Here is a 23,822-nt window from a genome sequence, read left to right as displayed (position 1 = left end):
ATCCCCCAATGGATCACTCCATGGTGCCATCGGGGTACGACAGAGTCATGGGTGTTTGCTGAGAGCATGGGTCGATGACGCACCCGCTCCTGGTCGTGGACGCGGCCAACGTCGTCGGCTCCGTCCCGGACGGCTGGTGGCGCGACCGCGCCGGCGCCGCCGCCCGCCTGCGCGACGACCTGGTCGACGTGGCCGAGCACGGACTGCCGGACCTGCCCGGCCCGCTGGAAGTGGTCCTCGTGGTCGAGGGCAAGGCGCGGCACGTCGAGTCGGTGCCCGGCGTCCGGGTCGTCTCCGCCACCGGTTCGGGTGACGACGCGATCGTGGACGTGGTCCGCGCCAACCCGCCGGACCGCCCGTGCACGGTGGTCACCGCCGACCGCGCCCTGCGCCACCGGGTCGAAGCCCTGGGCGCCACCGTCCTCGGCCCCCGCGCCGTCCGCCGTCCGGGCTAGCCAACCCGGAGCCGGCGTCACCCCCGTCCCAATCGGTGGACGGTGAAATAGGTCGGTGTGCGACTCGTGTTGACTCCGGACGTGACGACCGCACAACGACGCCGTGCCCGTGTCCGCGCCCCCGAACTGGTGGGCCGCGGTTGGCTCAACACGGGTGGGCGGGAGATCAGGCTGGCCGACCTGCGCGGCAAGGTGGTGCTGCTCGACTTCTGGTCCTTCTGCTGCATCAACTGCCTGCACGTGCTCGACGAGCTGCGCCCGCTCGAAGCCGAGTTCGCCGACGTCCTGGTCACCGTCGGCGTGCACTCGCCCAAGTTCGTCCACGAGGCGGAGCCCGCGGCGCTCGCGGCGGCCGTCGAGCGGTACGAGGTGGAGCACCCCGTGCTGGACGACCCCGAGCTGACGACGTGGCAGGCCTACGCGGTGAAGGCGTGGCCCACGCTGGTGCTGGTGGACCCCGAGGGCCACGTCGTGCACGTCGCCTCCGGCGAGGGCCACCTGGACGCGCTGCGCCAGATCGTGTCCGAGGTCGTCGCCGAGCACGACGCCAAGGGCACCCTGCACCGCGGCGACGGCCCGTACGTCGCACCGCCGCCCCGCGAGACCGAGCTCCGCTTCCCCGCGAAAGCCGTCCTGACCGGCGACAACACCCTCCTGGTCAGCGACTCCGCGCACCACGGCCTGGTCGAGCTCGAAGCCGACGGCGAGACCGTGATCCGGCGCATCGGCACCGGCGCGCGCGGTCGCCGCGACGGCCTCGAACCCACCTTCTCCGAACCGGCGGGCATCGCGCTCCTGCCCGACGACGTCGCCGCCGAGGTCGGCTACCACGCGGTCGTCGCCGACACGGTCAACCACCTCCTGCGCGGCCTCGACCTCGTCACCGGCGAGGTCACCACCGTCGCCGGCACCGGCCGGCAGTGGCGCGACGGCGACACCGACGGCCCGGCCGACGCGATCGACCTCACCAGCCCGTGGGACGTCGCCTGGTGGGAGCCCGCGGGCGGCGTGGTCGTCGCCATGGCGGGCAACCACACGCTCGGCCTGTTCAAGCCGCGCGAACGCCGCGTCGAACGCCTCGCCGGCACCACCGTCGAAGGCCTGCACGACGGCCCGGCGGCGGAGGCGTTCTTCGCCCAGACCTCGGGCCTGGCCGCCGACGGCGACCGGCTGTGGCTGGTCGACTCGGAGACCTCCGCGCTGCGCCGGCTGGACGCCGACCTCACCGTGCGCACCGTGATCGGCAAGGGCCTGTTCGACTTCGGCCACCGCGACGGCCAGGCCGACCAGGCGCTGCTCCAGCACCCGCTCGGCGTCACCGTCCTGCCCGGCGGCCAGGTCGTCGTCGCCGACACCTACAACGGCGCCATCCGCCGCTACGACCCGTCGACCGGCGAGGTCACCACCCTGGCGTCGGACGTCGCCGAGCCGTCCGACGCGGTCCTGGTCGACGGCGAGCTGGTCGTCGTCGCCTCCGCCGCGCACCGCCTGGAACGCCCGGTCGCGCCCGGCGCGAAGCTGGTCACCGGCGAGGCGCACCAGGTGCGCCGCCCGCCGTCGGTGATCGCGTCCGGCGAGGTCGAGGTCGCCGTCGTGTTCACCCCGCCGACCGGCCAGAAGCTGGACGACCGGTTCGGCCCGTCCACCCGCCTGGAGATCACCAGCTCGCCGCCCGGGCTGCTGGTGGAGGGCGCGGGCGTCGGCACGGACCTGGTCCGCACGCTGCGCGTGGCGGAGGGGTTCGACGAAGGCGTCCTGCACGTCGTCGCACAGGCCGCGAGCTGCACGGACGACCCGGCCGTCGAGCACCCGGTGTGCACATTGGCCCGCCAGGACTGGGGCGTCCCGATCCGCGTGGTAAAGGACGGGCCCCGGCGGCTACCCCTGATGATGGGTGGCCTCGACGAAGGCATCTAGACTCTGCTGGTGCCCGATGTCAAGCTCGAGATCCAGATGCTGCACGACCGCGTGATGGTGCGGATCTCGCCGGAGGACGGCGAACGCCGCAGCAGCGGTGGCATCGTGATCCCGGCGACCGCCCAGGTGGCAAAGCGCCTGGCCTGGGGGGACGTGCTCGGGGTCGGCACGAACGTGCGGCACGTCAAGGTCGGCGACCGGGTGCTGTTCAACCCGGACGACCAGTTCGAGGTCGAGGTGCAGGGCAGCGCCTACCTCGTCATGCGGGAACGGGACGTGCACGCGACCGCGACCGAGCGGACGGACCACGGGACCGGGCTTTACCTGTGACCAGTGCGGTGAGACCTGTGCGCCACCCGAAACGTGATCGACGCGTGACGGCGCTCGGGTAAGCAGTCCCAGGACCTTGCGAGTGGCAAGAGGGGGAGCGGTGCCGGAGAACCAGCGACCGGAGTACGACGCTGAGCGGACCAGGGCCATGGAGCCCGTCCGCCCGTCGGGCACCGCCTCGGAGCGGACCACCAAGATCACCGGGGGCCCGCCCGCGGAGGCCGCGTGGCCGCAGGAGGAGCCGGACGCGGAACCGGATACCTCGGCCACCGTCCGCAACGTGACGCCGCCGTCGAACGGCCACGACAACGCGACGGGCCCGTCGGGCGTCTTCCACGACGTGACCCAGCAGCACCCGGCGCGCAACGCGCAGCACACCCCGCCGAGGGGCCTGGACGCCACCCAGGCCATCACGCCGCACGGTGACCCGACGCGCGCCCTGGACCCACCGGGCTCCGCCGAGCGGACCCAGATGATCACCACGCCGCCCGGCGGCTTCGGCCGGCCGTCCCCGTCGGCCTCGTCGCCCTCGCCGTCGGAGGCCACCACGGTGTTCTCCGCGCCGGTGACGCCGCCCGACCCGGAGCCGGAGGCCACCGTCTACGGCCCCGTGATGGTGGACGGCGACACCGCGGCCGACGAGGCCGACGCCCGTCGCAAGCGCCTGCGCAAGGGCGGTCTGATCGCCGCCGCCGTGCTCGGCGTGCTGGTCGTCCTCTACGGCCTGGACCTGGTCGTCTCGGGCGGCAACGTGCCGCGCGGCGTGACCGTGGCCGGCGTGGACGTCGGCGGCCTGAGCCACCCCGAGGCCGAGCAGAAGCTGCGCGACGAGATCGGCCCCCGCCTGGCCGCGCCGGTGAAGGCGCGCGCGGGCGACGTCGAGACCGCGGTCGACCCCGAGGCCGCCGGCCTGGAGCTGGACTGGACCGCCACGCTGGACCGCGCGGGCAGCCAGCCGCTGTCCCCGATCACCCGCGTCACCTCGTTCTTCACCTCCCGCGAGGTCGGCTTCGACACGCGCAGCGACCCGGCCAAGCTGTCCGCCGCGCTGGAGGCGCTGCGCGCCGAGACCGACCACGAGCCCGCCGAGGGCGCCATCCGCTTCGAGGGCGCCACCCCGGTCGCGGTCGACCCGAAGCAGGGCCAGAAGCTGGACGTGGCCGGCGCGTCGGAGAAGCTGCTCGCCGGCTGGGCCGACGGCGGCACGGTCGAGCTGCCCGTGGCCACCACCCCGGTCAAGACCACCAAGGAGGGCGTGGCGAAGGCGTTGGCCGAGGTCGCCAAGCCCGCCACCGCGCTGCCGCTGATCATCCAGGGCGAGGGCAAGGACGCGACGCTCACGCCCGAGCAGCTGGCCACCGTGCTGGTGTTCGAGCCCGCCGACGACGGCGGCCTGACCGCGAAGGTCGACCCCGCCAAGGTCGTCGAGCACGCCGGGCCGCAGCTGAAGGACACGGAGAAGGAGGGCAAGGACGCCCAGATCGTGTTCGAGGGCGGCCGGCCCGTGGTGAAGGAGTCGGTCGACGGCCTCGGCATCGACTGGGAGAAGTCCCTGGCCACGGTCCTCGACGTGCTCAAGCGCGACAACGAGCGGGCGATCAAGGCCGAGTACAAGCACACGCCCGCGAAGGTGACCACCGAGCAGGCGAACAAGATGGGCATCAAGGAGGTCATCGGCGAGTTCCAGACCGGTGGCTTCGTGGCCGCGTCCGGCACCAACATCCGCGTCGTGGCCGAGAAGGTCAACGGCGCGATCGTGAAGCCGGGCGAGACGTTCAGTCTCAACGGCCACACCGGTCCGCGCGGCACCGCGCAGGGCTACGTCGAGGCGGGCATCATCGAGAACGGCGTGCCGGGCAAGGCGGTCGGCGGCGGCATCTCGCAGTTCGCCACCACGCTCTACAACGCGGCCTACCACGCGGGCATGAAGGACGCGGGCCACAAGGAGCACAGCTACTGGATCTCGCGGTACCCGAAGGGGCGCGAGGCCACGGTGTTCATGGACGGCGCGGGCAACAGCCTGATCGACATCAAGTTCACCAACCCGGACGAGACCGGGGTGGCGATCCAGACGATCTGGACCCCGTCCACGATCAAGATCGTGCTGTGGGGCACCAAGAACTACGACGTGACCGGGTCGACCAGCGCCGAGTTCAACCCGACCCCGCCGCAGGAGCGCAAGGTCACCAAGCCGGACTGCCAGCCGAGCGGCGGCGCGCCGGGCTTCTCGGTCACCGACACCCGCACCATCACCGACCGGCGCACCGGCCAGTCCCGCCAGGAGAGCCGGACCGTCCGGTACGACCCGCAGTTCAAGATCGTGTGCGAGCCGCCGCCCCCGGGCGGCTGAGCGGGCCCGCGGTTCGCGGTTCGCGGTAGCCACGACTGGGTATCACCCGATCGTGGCTACCACCGGGCAAGAGGTGCGAAGACATCCCGCCGTGCAGTTCCTCGGGCGTGCCGGGATGGTCTGTTACGGGCTCGTCCACGTGCTCCTGGCGGCGTTGACGGCGCAAGTGGTCCTGGGTGACACCGGGGAGAAGACGGACCAGAAGGGCGCCGTCTCCGCCCTGGCCCAGACGTCCCTGGGCCCGGTCCTGCTGTGGGTCCTGGCCATCGGCCTGTTCGCGTTCGCGGTGTGGCAGCTCAGCATGGCCGCCGGCGGGTACGGGTGGGTGACCAAGAAGCGCAAGCGCGTCTACCGGCGCTTCGGCTCGGTCGGCCGCGCCATCACCGGCGCCGTCATCGGCATCGCCGCGATCAACTACGCGACCGGCACGTCGCAGAAGAGCGGCACCGAGCAGTCCCAGGCGTGGACCGCGCGCGTGCTCGCGCTGCCGTTCGGGCAGGTCCTGGTCGGCCTGGTGGCGGCGTTCGTCATCGGCCTCGGCGTGATGGTGGCGCGCAAGGGCGTCAAGAAGTCCTTCGAGGACGACCTGAACATGTCCGAGCTGCCCAGCGGCACCAGGCTGTGGGTCGAGCGGCTCGGCCGGATCGGCTGGATCGGCAAGGGCGCGTCGTACGTCCTGATCGGCATCCTGGTCGCGTTCGCCGCGATCAACGCCGACCCGTCGGAGTCCGGCGGGATGGACAAGGCGCTGCACACGCTCGCCGCGCAGCCGTACGGCGTCTTCGCGCTCGCGATCATCGCGGTCGGCTTCCTGGGCTTCGGCGCCTACTGCTTCGCCGCCGCGAAGGCCCACAAGGGCTGACCGGCGTTCCCACGAACGGCTTAAGGGCGGCACCTCGGTGCCGCCCTTAGCTCGTCCCGGTACTCCTGCCGCGGGTCCGCACAACGGCGGACCGCCGCGTCCGGGGCAGCGGCAGCATCCGGTCATGCAACCCTTTGGCAGCCGGGTCCGCCAGACGGCGTACGCCCACGAGCACTCCTTCGTCTTCCAGGCCGGCCAGGACGTGATCCTCAACCCCGCGCCGGTGTACCCGGCGCACGACCCGCGGCCCGCCTACCAGCAGTGGGCCGAGCTGCTGCCCGAGTACCGGCAGCAGTACGCGGAGCACCGCGTCGCGCTCGGCGAGGGCCACCCGGAGACCCTGCGGGTGCAGCGCCACCTCGGCCAAGCGGCGGCTTACGCGGGTGAGCTGACCGAGGCCTGCGGTGTGCTCGGGCACCTGCTGGGCCTCAGCCGCGCCTTGCTCGGGGCGGCGCACCCCGACACGATCAGCGCAGCCGCCCTCCTGGCCGACTGCCTGGGGTGGACGGGCCGGAACGTGCAGGCGCGGGACCTGTTCACGGAGTTGGAGCGGTCGCTCCCGCCGACGCCGGCGTACGACTGGGCTCGGCACGACCTGCGGCGGTTGCTCCTGCGTTGGCAGGAGGAGGTCGCTCGGGAACGCGGCTACAGCGCACGGGACAAGCGCGGCTGGAGCCGCGTGGCGCAGGAGAGGTGGCGCAAGGGCATTTCCTGATCCCCCGCCCACCCCGGGCGAGCGTGCCCGCAACGCCACGGCAAACCGGCCCACAACGGCAAAGCAGGGGTCCCCGCCAAGGGGACCCCTGCTTTTATCCTGCCCGAAGGGTCTGACAATTCCGGCTGGTCGACCGGGTCAGAACGACGCCTCGTCCACGTCCATCAGGGCGTTGTCGGTGGCCTCGGCGATCTTGCGGCGGGCGGTGAGCTCCGGCAGCACGGACTTGGCGAAGAACGACGCCACCGCGACCTTGCCCTCGTAGAACGCCTTGTCCTTGGCCGAGACCTGACCGTCCAGCTTGGTCAGCGCCACGTCGGCCTGGCGCAGCAGCAGCCAGCCGACGAGCACGTCGCCCGCGGTCATCAGGAGGCGGACGGTGTTCTGTCCGACCTTGTAGAGGTTGCGGACGTCCTCCTGCGAGCTGGTCAGGAAGCCGACCAGCGCGCCGAGCATGCCCTGGAGGTCTTCGAGCGCCCGCTTGAGCAGCGCCCGCTCCTCCTTCAGCCGCCCGTTGCCGCCCTCGTTGTCCAGGAAGCCCTGGATCTCGCCGCTGAGGAAGCCCAGCGCCTGGCCCTTGTCCCGGATGATCTTGCGGAAGAAGAAGTCCAGCGACTGGATGGCGGTGGTGCCCTCGTACAGCGAGTCGATCTTCGAGTCCCGGATGTACTGCTCGATCGGGTACTCCTGGAGGAAGCCGGAGCCGCCGAGCGTCTGGAGCGACTGCGCCAGCTGCTCGTACGCGCGCTCCGAGCCGACGCCCTTGACGATCGGCAGCAGCAGGTCGTTGACCTTCTCCGCCAGCTCCTTGTCCGGGCCGCCCAGGGCGATCTTGTCCTGCTGCGTCGCGGTGTAGAGGTAGACCGCGCGCAGGCCCTCGGCGTACGCCTTCTGCAGCATCAGGCTGCGGCGCACGTCCGGGTGGTTGGTGATGGTGACGCGCGGGGCGGTCTTGTCCGTCATCCGGGTCAGGTCGGCGCTCTGCACCCGCTCCTTGGCGTAGGCCAGGGCGTTGAGGTAGCCGGTCGACAGGGTGCCGATGGCCTTCGTGCCGACCATCATCCGGGCGTACTCGATGACCTGGAACATCTGCGCGATGCCGTCGTGCACCTCGCCGAGCAGCCAGCCCTTGGCGGGGACGCCGTGCTGGCCGAACGTCAGCTCGCACGTGGTCGAGACCTTGAGGCCCATCTTGTGCTCGACGTTGGTGACGAAGGCGCCGTTGCGCTCGCCGGTCGACTCGCCGGTCTCCGGGTCGAAGTGCCACTTCGGCACCAGGAACAGCGACAGGCCCTTGGTGCCGGGCCTCGCCTCGATGCCGGGGCCCTCGGGACGGGCCAGCACCAGGTGCATGATGTTCTCGGTCATGTCCTGGTCGGCGGAGGTGATGAACCGCTTCACGCCGTCGATGTGCCAGGTGCCGTCGTCCTGGAGCGTGGCCTTCGTGCGGCCCGCGCCGACGTCGGAGCCGGCGTCCGGCTCGGTCAGCACCATGGTGGCGCCCCAGCCGCGCTCGATCATGATCTCGGCCCAGCGCTTCTGCCGCTCGGTGCCGTTCTTGTGGACGACCGAGGCGAAGTTCGGGCCGGCCAGGTACATGTAGACGGCCGGGTTGGCGCCGAGGATCAGCTCGGAGGCCGCCCACTGGACCGACGGCGGGATGCCGAAGCCGCCCAGCTCGTTCGGCAGCGACAGGCGGTACCACTCGCCGTCCCAGACCGCCTGGTAGGACTTCTTGAACGACTCCGGCAGCGTGGCCGAGTGGGTCTTCGGGTCGAAGACCGGGGGGTTGCGGTCGGCGTCGGCGAAGGACTCCGCCAGCGGGCCGACCGCCAGGTTGTTGAGCTCGGCAAGCACGCCGCGCGCGGTGTCCTCGTCGGACTGCTCGAACGGCCCCGTGCCGAGGTGGTCCTGCACGTTGAAGACCTCGAACAGGTTGAACTCGAGGTCCCGGACGTTGCTCTTGTAGTGACCCATCTCGTCGCTCACTCCATGCTGGTCGGGGCGGTCCCCCTACTGACCGGTAACAACAGGGTATTACCTGTCGGTAACCCCGGCAAGGCCGACCATCGGGTTGTGGCGAACCAGACGCGCCTGAGCTGGGCCGTTCCCTGTCGTCGAGGGTGCGCCTCGGCTGGCGACGGTGATGCGCGTGCGGCGGAGTTCATCCTGGTCGAGCGGGCCGGACCGTCGAAGCCGAGCGGCTGCGCAGGTTCGGGCTCATCGTCGAAGGACGGATCGCCGCGGGGTGACCACCGCAGGTGACGGTGGTAGGTGACCGGCCGTGGGTGACCGCCGCCGTCAGACCGGGCGGACGGCGCCGCCGGAGAGCAGACCGGCCTGGTAGGCGAGGGAGACGGCGTGCGTCCGGTCGCGGGCGCGGAGTTTGCGCAGGATGTTCTTCACGTGCGTGCGCACGGTCTCCACCGAGACGTACAGCTCGTTCGCGACCGCCTGGTTCTCCAGGCCGTCCGCGACGAGCTGGAGCACCTCGTACTCGCGGCGGGACAGCGACCGGCGCGTGCCGGCCTCGGCGGTCGGGGTGAAACCGGCGGCCAGGGGCGCCAGCGTCGGGTCCAGGTACGCGCGGTCGGCGTGCGCGCGGGCGATGGCCTGCAACACGTCGTCGACGCCGCCCTCGCGCGGCACCATCCCGCGCACGCCCGCGGTCAGCGCCGAGCGCACGAACTTCGCCGTCCGGTGCGGCTCGCGCACCAGGGAGACCACGACCAGCGACGGGTCGCCGCCGGTCAGCAGCGTGGCCAGGTGGCCCTGCGGGTCGAGGGCGGAGTCCACCACCAGCACGTCGGGGCGCAGCCGCTCGTGCAGCCGCACGGCGGTGTGCAGGTGGCCGGTGGCGCCCACCCAGTGCATCACGGGCGTGCGCCGGACCACGGCGGCCAGTCCTTCCCGGAACAGCGGCACGGGGTCCACGAGGGCGACCCCCGGCCCCGGGACTGGGCCGGGGGTGCGCCGGTCCCCGCCTGGCACGAGCGGACGCACGTTGACACCGGTTCGCATATCAGTGCGACCACGCCGGCGACCAGGCATGACGCAGTTCTGCGGAACTTCTTTCCGGCCGGACGAGACCGTCTCGACGTGTCATGTATGTGAACTAGAGTCACGAATGTGACTCAATGACGGTCCGTGGCCTTCCGCCGGACGCAACAGCCTCGTAAGACGTACGTCACACACCCATGTGGGACGCCGCGCACCGCCGCCGCTGGACCAAGCGCTGCCACCCGTGGGCCGAACACTCGTGGAGGCCTCATGGAAACCCTCGACTGGGTCGTCGTCGGTGGGTACTTCTTCGTGATGGTGGCGATCGGCTACTGGTCACGCGGGCGCATCAAGAACATCGCCGACTTCTTCACCGCGGGCGGCAAGATGCCCTGGTGGCTGTCCGGCATCTCGCACCACATGTCCGGTTACAGCGCCGTCATGTTCGTGGCCTTCGCCGCCGAGGCCTACCGCCTCGGCCTGACCGTCTACATCTGGTGGGCGCTGACGATCGGTGTCGGTGTGGGCATCGGCGCGTTCCTGTGGGCGGGCACGTGGAACCGGCTGCGCTCCAAGCACGACGTCAAGTCGCCGCTGGAGTACCTGGCCCGCCGCTACAACGTGCCGACCCAGCAGATCATGGCGTGGGCGGGCGCGGCGCTGAAGGTCGTGGACATCGCGGCCAAGTGGGTCGCGGTCTCGTTGCTGCTCCAGGGCTTCGCGGGCGTCCCGATCTGGCTCGGCATCACGATCGTCGGCGCCGTCACGATGGTCTACTCGGTGCTGGGCGGCCTGTGGGCCGACGCGCTGACCGACTTCGGCCAGTTCGTCATCCAGGGCGCGGCGGGCATCGCCATGTTCGTCGCGGTCGCCGCGCACTTCGGCGGCATCGACTTCATGTGGACGATCTGGGACGAGCTGCCCGAGTCGCACTCCGAGCCGCTGTCCGGCAACTACACGTTGATCTTCTTCATGGCGCTGTTCCTGATCAAGACGCTGGAGTACAACGGCGGCATGTGGAACCTGGCGCAGCGCTACATGGCCGCGCCGTCCGGCGCCGCGGCCAAGCGGTCCGCGCTGCTGTCCAGCGCGCTGTGGTTGGTGTGGCCGCTGGTGCTGTTCTTCCCGATGTGGGCCGCGCCGCTGATCGTGCCGGGCATGGAGGCCAACGCCGAGCAGGCGTACGTCGAGATGGGCAAGCTCATGCTGCCCGCGGGCATGATCGGCCTGGTGCTGGCGGGCTTCTTCTCGCACACCATGGCGATGGTGTCCTCGGACGCCAACGTGATCTCCGCGGTCATCACCCGGGACATGCTGCCCAGGCTGTGGAAGGGCGTGAAGCGGCTCAGCGAGCCCGCGCAGCTGCAACTGGCGCGGATCACCACGTTCGCGTTCATCGGGCTGAGCATGACGATCGCGCTGACCGCGGACACCAAGGGCTTCGTGCTCAAGGTGGTGATCGCCCTGGTGGCGGCCACGATGGGCCCGATCGCGATCCCGCTGATGCTGGGCATGCTGCCGTGGTTCAAGAAGGTCGGGCCGACCGCGGCGACCAGTTCGGTGGTCGGCGGTCTCGGCACGTGGGCCGTGCTGTACGTGCTGCAGCAGAACAAGGTCGAGTTCGTCACCCAGGCGGTGATCGTGTCCTGGCCGCTGCTGGTGTCGCTGGTGCTGTACCTGCTGATCGGCCTGGTCATCAAGCCGGAGCCGTCGGCGGAGCGGTCGGCCCTGGTCGACTCCCTGCAGTCCGACGACGAGGAGAAGGTGCCCACGCGCGCCTGAGCGGGCTCCGTGTTGCCGCATCGCCTCATGTCGCCTCGTGCGACGGGTCATCTCCGCTGTGCGGGCGCTCTCGTGGCGCCCGCACAGCGGTTTGCCGGACCGTCGGCGGCACGACCGGTGTGGTCCTCGTCGCGGTGCGCGGACCGACCGGCCGGAGATAGTGTGGACACTAATGATTAGTACACAAAACGTCGAGGACCCGCTGGCCCTGGAACGGCAGGTCTGCTTCGCGTTGTCCATCGCGTCCAGGAACGTGGTCGCCGTCTACCGGCCGCTGTTGGAACCCATGGGGCTGACCCACCCGCAGTACCTGGTGATGCTGGCGCTCTGGGGTCGCGCGCCGCTGTCGGTGAAGGAGCTGAGCCGGTTGCTGGCGCTGGAGCCCGCGACGCTGTCGCCGCTGCTCAAGCGGCTGGAGGCGATCGGGTACGTGACGCGGCCGCGGGCCGCGGCGGACGAGCGGCAGCTCGCCGTGACGCTGACGGAGGAGGGCGCGGCGCTGCGCGAGCAGGCGTTGGCGATCCCGCCGGCGGTGGTGGCGCGGCTCGGCATGTCGCTGGACGAGCTGCGCGACCTGCACGCCGTGCTGACCAAGGTGATCGCCGTGACGGAGCGGACGTGACCGGCCCGTCCGCGCCGCTGCGGGTCTGGTACCTGCTCGGCGGCCGGCTGCCCCTGCGGCACCGGGAGTGGGTGTTCCGGCAGGCGACCAAGCCGACGTGGCTCGTCTGGTTCGGCGTGCGGATGTTCCTCCAGGTGCTGCCGCTGACGGTGGCGATCACGCTGGCGCTGGTGCTGGGTCTCGGCTCGCCGTTGCCGCTGGCGATCGCGTGCGGGTCGCTGGGGCTGGTGGTCGGCGTGTACTTCGGCGTCTCGTACGCGATCGAGAGCACGGACCACCGGATGACGAAGTACGGCTACCCGGCGGGTGCGGCGGCGGCGGTGCGCAAGGAGCGGACGGCGCGGGACCAAGAGCGTTACGAGCGGGTGTGGCGTTCGTCGGAAAACGGGTCCTGACTTCGCGCCGGGGTGCCCTAGCGTCCGGTGGCGTGGAGTGGCAGCGGGCGGTGGCGGCGGCGTTCGGGCTCGGCGACGTGGTCGCGCCGTGGACGCCGGTGACGGGCGGGCGCGCGCACCTGGTGTGGCGCCTGCGGACGTCGAGGGGCACGTGGGCGGTCAAGCGCCTGAACCGGTCGCGCGAGGACTGGTGGATGCGGGACTACCTGGTCGCCGCCCAGGTCCAGCTCGACGCCTACGCGCGCGGTTTCCCCATGCCGCGCCCGGTGCACCCGCTCGAACCGGCCGCGCCGCTGCTGGCCGACGTGCGGGTGGGCGACGAGGTCGCCAGCTACCTGGTGCACGAGTGGCACGACGGCGGGCCGTTGACCGCGGACGTGTCGGCGTGGGTCGGCGCCACCCTGGCCTCGCTGCACCACCGCACCGTCGACGCGGTCCCGGACCAGGCGCCGCACCCGGTCGAGGAGTGGCGCGAGTGGCTGGACGAGGCGCCGAACGACTTCACCGCCGCCGTCCGCGCCTACCTGCCGGACGTCGCCGAGGCCCGGTCGATCGCCACGGCCGCCGATCGGCTCACCCCCGTCGGCACGCACCGCGACGTGAAGCCGGACAACGTCCTGCAAACCCCCACCGGCCCGTTGCTGCTGGACTGGGACGGCGCGGGCCCGGAGTACGCGGAGTGGGAGTTGACCCGCGCCGCGATCTACTTCAGCCACCTGGGTGAAGACCGTGCCGCTTTCGACACCGTGATCGCGTCCTACGAAGCCGCCGGCGGTCGCCGACCCCCGGCGTCACCGACGTCGTTCGCGGGCCTGCTCCGCGTCTACCTGGGAGGCGCGGCGTGGATGGTGTGGCGAGCCCTGGGCCACCGCCCGGTCACCCCGGCCGAACGTGCCGCGGCACACACCCACGCCCTGGAACTGCTGTCCGACCTGCGCACCGCCCTCGGTCGCCTGGACGAGTGGGTCGAACGCCTGCGCTGACCGTGCGGCGCCACGATCACCCGGACTCCGGTCCTCCCGGACCACCCACCGGGCGCCGACGACCCGGACCTTGCCTGCCGTCGGCGTGACAGCCGAGCGCCGTGCCGGCCCGGCTGACCGGACTGGCGCGGCGCTCGTGGCGGTGCCGGCCTCAGCCCAGCGGAGGCTGGGGGTCGCGACTGCGCGGATAGGTGTTCTTCTCGCCGATCGTGCCGTCCATCTTCTTGATCACGTGCTCGACGCCGCGCTCCATCGCCATCCTGCGGCCCTCCGCCTCGGCTTCCGCCTTGGTGGAAGCGGTGTGGGACGCGCGTTCGCCACCCTCCACCTTGTTCTTCCACTGGCCGTCTTCGTGATAGGTCTCGATGTCGCCCTTGGCCATGCTGTGCCCCTCCTTCGAAGGGTGAGGTCGATCAGTTCGAGGCTTCGACCACAGGTTCGGCCATATCACCCGATCGGGAAACCTGCCATTGCGGCCCGGCCACCGAGTCGCCTCACGCGCGGCGGAGTTCCCGGCCAAGAACGCCGAAGGCCCAGGTCGAGGTGACCTGGGCCTTCGGCGCGGAGAGCGGGTGACGGGAATCGAACCCGCCTCTACAGCTTGGGAACCCGATCGGCTGGTCCTGCCTGGGCCTCTGAGCAGGACCGGAAGACAGTCAAGGGTGTCCCGTGCTGACCCCTATCTACCTGCACTTATTGCACGCTGGTTGCACGGCCTGGTTGCCCTAGGCAGGTGCCTGCGCCCCGTCGAACCAGCGGGGCGCAGGGCAGTCAGGGCTTTTTGAAGAGAGAGCGGGCAGACGAGTGGTCGTCGCAGACAGCCGTGCGCCGAGAAAGGTCGTCAACACGACCGACACCGACCACATCACGCGATGTGATGTCTCCAGCGAACCGAAGCCTGCCGCTACCTGCGATCCGGCAGCCAGTGACAGTAGTCCCGCACCCATGGTGCTGCGCCCCTTGGACGGCATGAAAACAGCTTAACTGCATGATCATGCCCGCACAGGTCAGACGTGTGGAAGTCGGTCGGATTTGATCCACACGTTCTCGAACGTGAGCAACTATCGCAAATAGTCACAGACGGTGGATGTCTACATGTCAGGAGTGGCGAAGGGCGGTAACTCCATCGCGAAGGTCGTCAGGAAGCATGCAGCAAACCTGAGGTTAACTCACAAAGGGCAAGGCGTCGCCAGCTGCTCATAACTATCGGTCACTTCATGCGGCCACCAGAGTGGCAGAATCCTCGCGCCATACACCCTTTAGGGTGAATAGTGTTAACGCTCAGCAATGGCAACCGATGAAGTCGATGCCATACCTGCAAGCCGTTCCGGTTGCCGTTGAGGAGCCACACGCCATGATCACCATCCGACGCCGTCCCACCGCAGCCATCCCGGGTGTCGTCGCACTCGCCTTGGCCCTCAGCGCCTGCACCGGCCCAACCGCGACCAGTCCCGCGCCTGCGCCCACCCCGAGCAGCACTGGCGCTACGACCACTGCCGCGACTACGCCGTCTCAGGAGCTGACGCCCCAGGGTTTTCTGTCCAAGAAGGTCGGCCAGGTCGGCGGCTTGGACTGCACCAACAACATCGAGTCCTGCGCCATCAAGTTCACGGTCGACAAGATCGACGTGTCACCTCAGTGCGGCCAGTACGGCACTCCGGCAGCGGCCGGCCGGAAGACCCTGGTGCTGCATGTATCGCTCACGACCGGCGCACTCAGTCCGGACGGGGAGGCCGCCGCACCGATGATCTTCAACCCATACTCACTCAAGGGTCTCGGAGCAGACGGCTTCGTCCACGAAGCCCAGCCAGGCTCGTGCACCTCTTACGAAGCCAGGCTCTCCAACACCATCCTTCCCAACTCCCGCTACACCGGCACGGTCGAGGTCGAAGTGCCAGAGTCGGTGACCTCCATCGCAGCCGCCTACAGCAGCGGCGGCCCGAACCGTGGCTGGGTCTGGGAGATTGGCGGCTGATTTAGGTCGCCTGGACACCATCGAGCTGACAGACAATGGTCTCGCAGAGCATGCCGTGTGGACACCCGGAAGATCGACAAGATCTTCTGGGAGACCAAGGCCGCAGCCTGATCACCTGCACCAACGCGACGCTGGCCAGCGGAAACACTTTCCGTTGGTCAGCGTCGTTTTGCGTCCGCTGTCACCGTCGATCGTCCTCTCACGGCCCCAGCACGGCCCAGGTAAGTCCCTTTAGGACAGACCTGAACCGCCCGCGAAGCCGCTCGAACCCGCCGCGGCAGAGCTGCCTATATCAACGGGGCGTACGTCGCCACGAAAACGATCGTCGGGCGCGCGAGGCTCACCAGAGCAGGCCCGAGCCTTCTCCTCAGGCTGCCATTCGCCAGTGCACGACGTACCCGGCAGCCTCTGCGGTGATGAGCGCATCCAGCCGCGCCAGACCACCGCGAGACGGAACGGCGTACCCTTTGCCTCGCCTGACGTCGAGGACCAGTGGCACGGCACCAGGCATGGAGCGCTCAACGGTGCGCTACACGATCCTCAACGCCACGTTGGTGGCGTCCCGGGTCAATGCAGGCTCCTTGAGGTAGGTGAAGATCGCCAACGCGGTTCCGTCCGGTAGCCACAGACCGAGGTGCGGCGTGATCTTCAAGTCGAGATCACCGACGGACCAGGCCGTCCGCGAAGAATGACACTGACGAGCGGAAACTCCTCCGACCTGGCCAGCGTTACCCTTTCTCCCTTGTCACCACTACCTTCAATCTTTCTTGTTAGTTCACAACTTGGACAATCCCTCCCCTAGCTAGACTTAGCCTGACTGCTTGGATAACCCGGTGCACTGCAACTGCATCACTGACCGGGGCACACCCGGCCTCAATTAGTGATCCATTATTCGACAACACCGATTCCATGCAGGATCGAAACCCTACTTGCCACGGCGACTCGTCGGTGAAATGAATATCTCCATCACTTAGAAAATCGTACATAGCGGACCCTTGAGCAGTCGTAACTCGAACAGAAAATTGGCTTTCTTCCGCAAGTCCTCCCGCGACGATCGTCACCAAAATATCCTGCACGCAATTGGCGGTGACAGTAAGAGCGTCGATTCCGCGATGACGCCCGACTGACGGCGACGCAGACTTCACCTTGACGTCAGCGATTTTCAACCCAAAGAATTGACATAAGTCGATCAGGTGGCTCATCAGCGAGAACCAAACTCCGCCGCCGAGATCGGTACGCCAATACCAAGCAGGAAGACCTTTCCTACTTGTACGAGCGGGTGACTCGCAAACTATTTCAACAGATCGAACATCGTGGGCACTAATTTGCCGTAACGCTGCTTGCGCTAAAGGGTGAAATCTGAGCTGATAGTTTACCGCGCACTCCACGCTGAGATGCTTGCTAAGTTCAAGGAGGCGCGTAGCTTCCTCACTGGAAACACCTACAGGCTTCTCGCAAAGAACCGAAATTCCATGTCGGATCAGCGTAGAAGCGTGCGACACGTGACAAAATGGCGGCGATCCGACAATACAAAGGTCTAAAGGTGCTTCATCTGCGGGCAGACGCCAGTCCACAGCGGAAACTAAGTCCGCACGCAATCGCGGCAAATGCACAGGCACTACTGTAACCCCGTCCATCTTCGCCAAGATGCGGCGATGTAGACGCTTTCCAACACCGGTAGGAAACACTCCTATTCTCACTGCAGAGAACTCAGCCTCCACCTTCTTGCGCAGGAAATAGCGCGGGCGCGCTCTTGGTCATCCATGCGGAACCCGGAATAACGGATCTGAGTTGCGCAAGTTCTTCGGTCTCAGCGAAAAAAATCAAACGCAAATTCAGTTTTTCGGCAATCATACGGCTGGCCTGAAGACCGAGCCCCAGAAGACCGGATGCTTCTGATGCCACTGGAATCCCAACATTCACGGCAAGGGAAAAAGTGTTATGAGAAGCGCGTCTAACGGATCGTGGCGTTGCTCCCGCTAGAAGGGCGAGTCGGCGTGGTCTGCGAGTGGCCTCGGCGTGATTCTCGGCCAGATAGTCACAGATGTTCTCCCAATACTTTGCGGTTGTACGAACGAACTGTTTGAGCAACACCTCGGTGTTCCCGAGTACAGATGGGTCGTTCATAAGGTGAAGAAGATCAAAGTAGCCGCGCGAGTAAGAATCCCGTATGAACGATATCTCTTCACCTGTAAGCAATCCTAGAATAGAGAGTGCGGGTGCTTTTATGATGTGCGAGGCTTGGGCGAGTAGTTGTTCGGCGGTGTTGGCTGCACCTATGCCTGGGCGAGCCACTCCGGATTCCTGCATGTCCGGCCAGAACGTCTCCTCAAGAGGAACGTTATTTAGGTCTGCGCCAACGAGATGCGAACCCAAAGCATGGTTGTAGCAGGTCTCATTCATGAGGCCATGAACTAGCATCACTGGATGCGATGCTGCGACTCCACGAGACTGGAAGAAGTCATACATGTTACTTAGGGAGAACCAGTCTCTCTTAAGAACTGCGGCATACTCCGTCTCGAGGTTCGGAATGCTTGCGATCAAATCGCCCGCAAAGCGGCCAAGAAGGCCAGCATCGAAAAAATTCCGAACGGTAGCCATGTAGAGACGCTTAACTGCGCCGTAATCATATCTGACAAGAGCATTGCTAGACCATTCATCTATGCTCTGCAAAAAACGCAGGCGGAGATCGTCTTGGGGTGGGATTATCCACGCTGTATCCGGATCCTGGGCACGCCACGACCGATAAACGTCTGCGAAATTATCGCATGGGAAAGATGACACCTTCGCATCTGGACGTATCGATTCCCGGCGCAGCAGAAATCGCACGATACCGGCCTCGCTCAGGCTTCGAACGTGCCGATGTAGACCAAGCCTACTGTCTGCTAGATACGATTGGAGAAAGTTCGCATTATCACCGATATGAACATCGGAAATATATACTGTTTCAGACAATAGCGCAGAAAGCGTCAACATCCCCCGCAATTGCCGTGCTGAAACTGCCGTTGCCCAACTCGGTTCGGCGCACCCGAGATACGAGATCGCTTGACGCTCCACCGTTTCTCCTTGGGAGGTGAACTTCAACTCGAAAAATTTCTCATGGATCCGGCGAAGTCATTACGTCCGAGATGGCCGGTTTCCGGCCAGACGTCATCATATGGTGTTCCCAGTCCCAATGGTCACGGATGTATTCCCGTGCCGGCCCGCTTCGTAGGAAGTATGGCAATCCAAAGGAGTTTGAAGTCGTTGCAGCGAAGCGAACTTCTTCTGGGAACGTACGCTTCTTCCACACCGCGGGCTGATCCAAGAACGTCATTGACGACCGCCGGTCGCTCTCGTCGGTCATCGGCATATTCAAGCGCTGAGCCATTTGATGGCCCTCATCAAGAATCATGACCTCACCTAGCACTACGGCGGCTGCTTGGGAAGCCTTCTGAATAATCTGCCTAACGTCGTCCTTCGGCACAAGATGAAAAGGAAAAGTCGGACGGAGCGCAAGCATCACGGGTAGGCCGCCGTCTCCGAACTTTTGCAGTAATTCAAGCCGGTCCCAAGTTGACGGTATGTTTTTCGACCGCTCGGAAAAGTTTGGGACATGAGTCGATACGAACGATATGCCTGGCAATAGTAACTGCGAACGCGCAGCCATCTCTCGCCCCAGCGCGAGTAGTTCCGTTGTAACGACCTCGCTTGGTACCAACCGCGTAGTGAACATAATGTCAACGTGCGGAAAGTGCTCAGAAATGTTCGCTATAAGGTTGAGCCCAGCCGCGTCATCCAGGAAACAGTCCGTATCGCCCGAGACACATACCGTCGTGAAAGGCTGAGATATCTCGTTAAGTGAGGTGATGACTTCCTTAACCGACCGAGACTTGTCTCGCGCAAACTGAGATGCCGTCGTGTAACAGTGTCTACAAGCTAGAGTGCATATGCCTGCCAGGGAAACAGTCACTTTGCCATAGGTGTCAACAATCGGCATCACGGCATGAGACCTAGACTTTCAAGCAAGCTGTCCTGCTCTCGCAACACCGAGCTTTCGCCCGGAATGACAACGTAGTGGTAAGTCACCTGCGGAAGATCAGGATTTGCAACGTCGATCAGTTGTGGTTCGATGGTGAATTGAGCACATGAATCGAGACTCCAATCGGAATCGCCATTCAAAAAGAGTCGTGCGTGACGAATCCGATCCTGATCTACCGGGACTAGCTGCTTGTTGGCCCCAAGTTCCACTTCGTCGACTACCGGGTAAGTGTGCCCCAGATCAAGCGGAACCGTGTCGGTGTAGCTCACTACACAATTCTGTAGTCCATACTTTTCGAAGATCGCGACCGAGCTATCGAAGATGACTCGAGAAGAGGACTCACGAAGCGCTACTTCTAGAACTTCCTGAGTTGCAGCGTATGTACGCCGAAAATGGCTCCGAATCTTTGGGTCGTCACCGAAATAGAGAGTTGCGGCGAAGTCGCCAGGCATAGCGTCCACAGTATTCACTTGTGATGAGTAAGCGTAAAGTGCACCACTGTGGAAATCGATCACGCGGGATCCAGGCCAGTTACCTTCGTCACGGAGAGAGTTGAAGCTAATCCTGTCCAATCCACCCAGGACGGCAATGCCATTTGGCGGAGGGTCATACCATCCGTTTGCCGAAACGGATTCGTGCGATCGCATTTCTTCTAGCCATGTAGTGGCAAACTCTTTCTCTGTGACATCGGGCCGGTTCCGAAGGCGGTCCAGTGTTTGGGCGAAAGTCGCCGCTGAAACCGCCCTGGCCGGGTTAGCGATGACATTAGTTTGCTGCTCTTCCATTAGCGCTCTCTTTATCTCTAATTTAACGCGCATTTTTGATGCCGTCAGAAGTCGAACCATTTACAAGTAAAGCATCAAGAGTCGTGGCGCAAATTTTTCGAGTTCTCGCACCGTTTGCCCAGGGCTGCCGATGTCATACTCCGTATCAGGCACGGCGACGTCAACGGCCACATGGACCTCCACGTTTTGTGGTCTTAACTTAAGGCGCTGATCTTACTGTGTGGGTTGCGCGCACGCAACGTCTCAAGTGGCCATTAGACCTTCTAGGTGAAGGGTCGATCGCGATCTTCTCTCGGAGGACGCGAGGTCGAACCCGTCAAATTGCGGTCAGCTGACACGTTCGTGCGCGGTTAGGCATCGGCCACGTGGACGCCACTGAAGGTGGTGCCGTCGAGATCTCGGCACCAGGACGAACGGTCGGTTCGAATCGTGCTGGTCGGTTGTGTGAACGCGCGAGCACGTTGGCGTTGCTCAACCCAAACGTAGGACGCCTGCCGCCGGCAAGCCTGTGGGCTGGTCGATGCCGTCAAGGCGTCGAGCTGTCCACAGGCGCGGCAGCCGAGCGCCCGGACCGGCCGGACCAATCTAGCCACCTGGCGCTCGTCCCAAGTCTGGCACTCGGAAGTACCGCCGTTGCAGAGTGAACGAGCCTGTCCTCGTGACCCTCTGGGCCTGCTGGCCGTGGCCTCCGGCTGTTGCGGGTGGGCTTCGGTGCCTCGCGTGTCGCGCCCGTGGGCCGCCAGGCCCACGTTGGCGCGACCGGGACATCCCCGAAGCCCACCCGCAACAGCCTTCGATGACACGAACGGCCAGCGGCCCCGCAGGGGCCGCCTTGAACAAGAAAAGAAACTTTGAACACGCTAGCCAGCACTGTCTGGGCACAGTGCAGGTCGGTATTAAGTTCGCAGCAGCCCGGAGTCATGGGCACCGATGGTCGTGGCTGTCGAGTAGCCGTGGGTGACGCGCTCTGCGGCATGAGCGGATGTTCGGCTGATCTCGAATCGGTGGTGTCCGCAGTTGTGCGTTGTGGTCGGGGGGCGGGTCGGTTGTGGTGGCGGTTGGTTGGGCGGGTGGTGCTGTCGAGGTCCGAGGTGCGAGGTGGGTGTTGGCGGATTCTGGCGTTGATGGTGTGCCGGTGCCGGTGCCGGTGACCCAGACCGGTACGGCCTCGGGTGAGGCGCGGTTCTACCAGGCGGGGCGGGACATCAATGTCGGGGCTCCGCCGTTGGTGCCGCGGATGGAGTCGGTACCTGCGGTTGCGGGTGTGGGTCGTGTGCCGATGGGCTCGGGTGTGTTCGTGGGCCGGTCGGGTGAGTTGGGGCGCTTGGAGGCCGCCATCACGAGGCCGAGTGGTCGCGCGGTGGTGGCGGCCGTGCATGGCCTGGGCGGGGTGGGTAAGAGCGCGCTGGCCGCGCGGTTTGCCGAGTTGCACGCGGGGCGCTTTACGCCGGTGTGGTGGGTGACCGCGGACTCGGCGGCAGGGATCGAGACCGGGTTGGCGGAGTTGGCGGCTGCGGTGGCTCCGGAGGCGGCTGTGTTGCCGTCGGAGCAGCGTGTCGAGTTGGGCGTGCGGTGGTTGGCCACCCATGAGGGCTGGTTGCTGGTTCTGGACAACGTGACCACCCCGCATGATGTGGCGGAGCTTCTGGGTCGGGTGCGGACCGGGACGATTCTGATCACCAGCCGGCAGCGTTCCGGGTGGCGGGGTGTGGAGACGGTGCCGCTGGACGTGCTCGCCGACGACGAGGCCGTGGAGCTGCTGGGCCGGATCGTGCGGTCAGAGTGGCCGGGGGCCGACCTGGACGGCGCGGAGGCGTTGTGTGAGGAGTTGGGGTGGTTGCCGTTGGCGGTGGAGCAGGCGGGCGCCTACCTGGCCCAGACCTGCATCTCGCCCGCGGCTTACCTTGATCTTCTGGCGAGGTTCCCGGCGCGCATGTTCACCGCGACGGTCGAGGGCGGCGACGCGCAACGGACGATGGCCCGGGTCTGGCACGTCACCCTCGACCGCCTAGCCGACACTCCCGCCGCAGGGCGGGTGCTGCGGCTGGTGGCGTGGTTCGCCCCCGATGGCATCCCCCGCGCCCTGCTGGCCGGGGCGGTCGGGGAACCGGAGCTGTCGGAGGTTCTTGGCCGGTTGGCGGCCTACAACATGATTGCCCTGACCGCAGACACCGTGAGCGTGCACCGCCTGGTCCAGGCGGTCACGCGCATCCCCGACCCGACCGACCCGCACCGGCAGCCCACCGACATCGCTCTGGCCCGCGAAACCGCCACCACCATTCTCACGAGCATCGTGAGCCATCTGGACCCGTGGTCCCCTACAAGCTGGCCCTTCTACCGGCTGGTTCTGCCCCACGCCCGCGCCCTACTGGACCACTCCACCTCCGATACGGACACCACGCACAGCAGCCTGCTCCTGAACGACCTGGGCCGCTATCTGGAAAAACAGGGAAATGTTGGCACCGCCGCCGCCTACCAATCCCGCGCCACCGCCAATTTCGAACGACTCCTCGGCCGCGACCACCCCAACACACTGGCCTCGCGGTCCAACCTGGCCAACACCTACCAAGCGGCCGGTGAACTGAGACAGGCGGTCCAGCTGCTCGAGTCCACCCTTGCCGACTCCGAGCGAGTACTGGGTCACGACGACCCAGGCACGCTGGCCGTGCGGAACAACCTGGCCTACGCCTATCGGGAGATTGGGGATCTAAGTCGGTCACTTACGCTGTTCGAGGCGACTCTCGCCGACTTCGAACGAGTGGTGGGCTATGACGATCCACGCACGCTGAACTCCCGGAACAACCTGGCTGGCACGTACCACGAGGTGGGTGATCTAGAGCGGGCCATCCCCTTGTACGAACTCGCCCTCGCAGACTACGAACGTGTGCTGGGGGTCGACCACCCGGAGACGCTCAGTTCGCGGAACGATCTAGCCGGAGCCTACGAGGTAGTGGGTGATCTGGAGCGGGCAATCTCGCTGCACGAAGTGACCCTCGCTGATCGCGAGCGGGTGTTGGGGTCCGACCATCCGGAGACCCTGACCTCGCGCAACAATTTGGCCAACGTGTATCGGTCTGCGGGTGACCTAGAGCGGGCGATCCCGATGTTCGAGGGCACTCTCGCCGACTCCGAGCGGGTGTTGGGCCTCGACCACCCGCACACCCTCAACTCACGGAGCCACCTGGCCTTCGCCTACCAGTCCGCGGGCGACCTGGAGCGGGCGATTCCGATGTTCAAGGCCGTTCTCGCCGACTTCGAGCAGGTATTGGGGTCAGACCACCCTCAGACGCTGGCCGTGCGGAACAATCTGGCCTCCACGTACAAGTCTTCGGGCGACTTGGATCGGGCGGTTTCGATGTTCGAAGCAGCTCTTGCCGACTCCGAGCGGGTGTTGGGCTCGGACCACCCGAACACCTTGTCCACGCGCAACAACCTGGCCTACGCCACTGGGGATTTGAGTGATCCAGGGCACGTCATTCCGCTGTCTCCCGTCCACGATGATCGTCAAGGCTGACCTGGGGTACGTCCAACGACACTGACTGACACCTCGTCCAAGGGTGACCTCTTATGTCACTACGAGTACTCGCATCTCGGCATGACCCCTTCGCAGTGGCAGGGCACGGCAGGCTA

General features: G+C 66.4%; 20 protein-coding genes. 12 read left to right on the top strand and 8 right to left on the bottom strand.

Going from position 1 to position 23,822, the window contains the following annotated elements:
* Positions 1-74: 74 nt before the first annotated feature.
* The 6 genes from ACQPYE_RS40010 to ACQPYE_RS39985 all read left to right on the top strand — a co-directional run bounded on the left by ACQPYE_RS40010 (position 75) and on the right by ACQPYE_RS39985 (position 6,629).
* Positions 75-455: an NYN domain-containing protein gene (locus ACQPYE_RS40010; protein ID WP_498718303.1), complete on the top strand. Its 381-nt coding sequence runs from the start codon at positions 75-77 to the stop codon at positions 453-455.
* 81 nt (positions 456-536) lie between these two features.
* Positions 537-2,372, top strand: coding sequence for an NHL domain-containing thioredoxin family protein (locus ACQPYE_RS40005; RefSeq protein WP_498718302.1), 1,836 nt, complete (start codon positions 537-539; stop codon positions 2,370-2,372).
* Between the two features lie 36 nt (positions 2,373-2,408).
* Positions 2,409-2,702, top strand: a complete 294-nt coding sequence (locus tag ACQPYE_RS40000; protein WP_498723082.1) for a GroES family chaperonin — start codon at positions 2,409-2,411, stop codon at positions 2,700-2,702.
* 100 nt (positions 2,703-2,802) lie between these two features.
* Positions 2,803-5,052, top strand: a complete 2,250-nt coding sequence (locus ACQPYE_RS39995) for a VanW family protein (protein WP_498718301.1) — start codon at positions 2,803-2,805, stop codon at positions 5,050-5,052.
* A 52-nt stretch (positions 5,053-5,104) separates the two neighbouring features.
* Complete coding sequence (locus ACQPYE_RS39990) at positions 5,105-5,914, top strand: DUF1206 domain-containing protein (RefSeq protein ID WP_498718300.1); 810 nt, start codon at positions 5,105-5,107, stop codon at positions 5,912-5,914.
* Between the two features lie 124 nt (positions 5,915-6,038).
* Positions 6,039-6,629 (top strand): hypothetical protein, encoded by a 591-nt coding sequence (locus tag ACQPYE_RS39985; protein ID WP_498718299.1) that lies wholly within the window; start codon positions 6,039-6,041, stop codon positions 6,627-6,629.
* Positions 6,630-6,767: 138 nt separating this feature from the next.
* On the opposite strand, the gene ACQPYE_RS39980 is transcribed toward ACQPYE_RS39985, so the two are convergent.
* Together ACQPYE_RS39980 and ACQPYE_RS39975 are read right to left on the bottom strand one after the other, a co-directional pair.
* Entirely contained in the window at positions 6,768-8,606 is a 1,839-nt protein-coding gene (locus tag ACQPYE_RS39980; RefSeq protein ID WP_498718298.1) for an acyl-CoA dehydrogenase, read from the bottom strand.
* 324 nt (positions 8,607-8,930) lie between these two features.
* Positions 8,931-9,563: a response regulator transcription factor gene (locus ACQPYE_RS39975; RefSeq protein WP_498718297.1), complete on the bottom strand. Its 633-nt coding sequence runs from the start codon at positions 9,561-9,563 to the stop codon at positions 8,931-8,933.
* Between the two features lie 336 nt (positions 9,564-9,899).
* Here ACQPYE_RS39975 and ACQPYE_RS39970 point away from each other — a divergent pair, with 336 nt between their 5' ends.
* The 4 genes from ACQPYE_RS39970 to ACQPYE_RS39955 all read left to right on the top strand — a co-directional run bounded on the left by ACQPYE_RS39970 (position 9,900) and on the right by ACQPYE_RS39955 (position 13,411).
* A complete protein-coding gene (locus ACQPYE_RS39970) occupies positions 9,900-11,411 on the top strand; it encodes a sodium:solute symporter family protein (RefSeq protein WP_498718296.1) in 1,512 nt (503 codons plus the stop codon).
* Between the two features lie 172 nt (positions 11,412-11,583).
* Positions 11,584-12,033, top strand: a complete 450-nt coding sequence (locus ACQPYE_RS39965) for a MarR family winged helix-turn-helix transcriptional regulator (RefSeq protein ID WP_498718295.1) — start codon at positions 11,584-11,586, stop codon at positions 12,031-12,033.
* Positions 12,030-12,428 (top strand): DUF5313 family protein, encoded by a 399-nt coding sequence (locus tag ACQPYE_RS39960; protein ID WP_498718294.1) that lies wholly within the window; start codon positions 12,030-12,032, stop codon positions 12,426-12,428. The genes ACQPYE_RS39965 and ACQPYE_RS39960 overlap by 4 nt, the downstream gene beginning before the upstream one ends.
* 32 nt (positions 12,429-12,460) lie before the next feature.
* Positions 12,461-13,411: a phosphotransferase family protein gene (locus ACQPYE_RS39955; protein WP_498718293.1), complete on the top strand. Its 951-nt coding sequence runs from the start codon at positions 12,461-12,463 to the stop codon at positions 13,409-13,411.
* A 151-nt stretch (positions 13,412-13,562) separates the two neighbouring features.
* Here ACQPYE_RS39955 and ACQPYE_RS39950 read toward each other — a convergent pair whose 3' ends face one another.
* Positions 13,563-13,793, bottom strand: coding sequence for a DUF2188 domain-containing protein (locus ACQPYE_RS39950; protein WP_498718292.1), 231 nt, complete (start codon positions 13,791-13,793; stop codon positions 13,563-13,565).
* A 972-nt stretch (positions 13,794-14,765) separates the two neighbouring features.
* Here ACQPYE_RS39950 and ACQPYE_RS39945 point away from each other — a divergent pair.
* Complete coding sequence (locus ACQPYE_RS39945) at positions 14,766-15,386, top strand: hypothetical protein (protein ID WP_498718291.1); 621 nt, start codon at positions 14,766-14,768, stop codon at positions 15,384-15,386.
* A gap of 529 nt (positions 15,387-15,915) precedes the next feature.
* Here the strand turns inward: ACQPYE_RS39945 and ACQPYE_RS39940 are convergent.
* The 5 genes from ACQPYE_RS39940 to ACQPYE_RS39920 form a co-directional block, all read right to left on the bottom strand.
* Positions 15,916-16,038 (bottom strand): hypothetical protein, encoded by a 123-nt coding sequence (locus ACQPYE_RS39940; RefSeq protein WP_498718290.1) that lies wholly within the window; start codon positions 16,036-16,038, stop codon positions 15,916-15,918.
* A 118-nt stretch (positions 16,039-16,156) separates the two neighbouring features.
* Positions 16,157-17,107 carry a Gfo/Idh/MocA family protein gene (locus ACQPYE_RS39935; RefSeq protein ID WP_498718289.1) on the bottom strand — a complete coding sequence of 317 codons (951 nt, stop codon included), beginning with the start codon at positions 17,105-17,107 and terminating at the stop codon, positions 16,157-16,159.
* The gene (locus tag ACQPYE_RS39930) at positions 17,097-18,443 is read right to left on the bottom strand and encodes a hypothetical protein (protein ID WP_498718288.1); all 1,347 of its coding nucleotides are present in this window, start codon (positions 18,441-18,443) and stop codon (positions 17,097-17,099) included. The genes ACQPYE_RS39935 and ACQPYE_RS39930 overlap by 11 nt, the downstream gene beginning before the upstream one ends.
* 40 nt (positions 18,444-18,483) lie before the next feature.
* A complete protein-coding gene (locus tag ACQPYE_RS39925; protein ID WP_498718286.1) occupies positions 18,484-19,101 on the bottom strand; it encodes a hypothetical protein in 618 nt (205 codons plus the stop codon).
* A gap of 263 nt (positions 19,102-19,364) precedes the next feature.
* Positions 19,365-20,192 (bottom strand): hypothetical protein, encoded by an 828-nt coding sequence (locus ACQPYE_RS39920; RefSeq protein ID WP_498718285.1) that lies wholly within the window; start codon positions 20,190-20,192, stop codon positions 19,365-19,367.
* A 1,135-nt stretch (positions 20,193-21,327) separates the two neighbouring features.
* Between ACQPYE_RS39920 and fxsT the strand changes: the two genes are divergently transcribed.
* Positions 21,328-23,706, top strand: coding sequence for an FxSxx-COOH system tetratricopeptide repeat protein (fxsT, locus tag ACQPYE_RS39915; RefSeq protein ID WP_498718283.1), 2,379 nt, complete (start codon positions 21,328-21,330; stop codon positions 23,704-23,706).
* Positions 23,707-23,822: the final 116 nt, after the last annotated feature.

It is taken from the genome of Actinosynnema sp. CA-299493 (assembly GCF_050946825.1).
Classification (GTDB): Bacteria; Actinomycetota; Actinomycetes; order Mycobacteriales; family Pseudonocardiaceae; genus Actinosynnema.
The sequence above is the reverse complement of the archived record's forward strand: the minus strand, read 5'-3'. Positions and strand labels throughout refer to the sequence as shown.

What these genes read in the sequence shown, in the direction of transcription:
- ACQPYE_RS39945 (WP_498718291.1), top strand. Translation starts at nt 14,766, where the DNA reads ATGATCACCATCCGACGCCGTCCCACCGCAGCCATCCCGGGTGTCGTC.
- ACQPYE_RS39980 (WP_498718298.1), bottom strand. Translation starts at nt 8,606, where the DNA reads ATGGGTCACTACAAGAGCAACGTCCGGGACCTCGAGTTCAACCTGTTC.
- ACQPYE_RS39985 (WP_498718299.1), top strand. Translation starts at nt 6,039, where the DNA reads ATGCAACCCTTTGGCAGCCGGGTCCGCCAGACGGCGTACGCCCACGAG.
- ACQPYE_RS40000 (WP_498723082.1), top strand. Translation starts at nt 2,409, where the DNA reads ATGCTGCACGACCGCGTGATGGTGCGGATCTCGCCGGAGGACGGCGAA.
- ACQPYE_RS39970 (WP_498718296.1), top strand. Translation starts at nt 9,900, where the DNA reads ATGGAAACCCTCGACTGGGTCGTCGTCGGTGGGTACTTCTTCGTGATG.
- ACQPYE_RS40010 (WP_498718303.1), top strand. Translation starts at nt 75, where the DNA reads ATGACGCACCCGCTCCTGGTCGTGGACGCGGCCAACGTCGTCGGCTCC.
- ACQPYE_RS39950 (WP_498718292.1), bottom strand. Translation starts at nt 13,793, where the DNA reads ATGGCCAAGGGCGACATCGAGACCTATCACGAAGACGGCCAGTGGAAG.
- ACQPYE_RS39925 (WP_498718286.1), bottom strand. Translation starts at nt 19,101, where the DNA reads ATGTTCACTACGCGGTTGGTACCAAGCGAGGTCGTTACAACGGAACTA.
- ACQPYE_RS39920 (WP_498718285.1), bottom strand. Translation starts at nt 20,192, where the DNA reads ATGGAAGAGCAGCAAACTAATGTCATCGCTAACCCGGCCAGGGCGGTT.
- ACQPYE_RS39965 (WP_498718295.1), top strand. Translation starts at nt 11,584, where the DNA reads ATGATTAGTACACAAAACGTCGAGGACCCGCTGGCCCTGGAACGGCAG.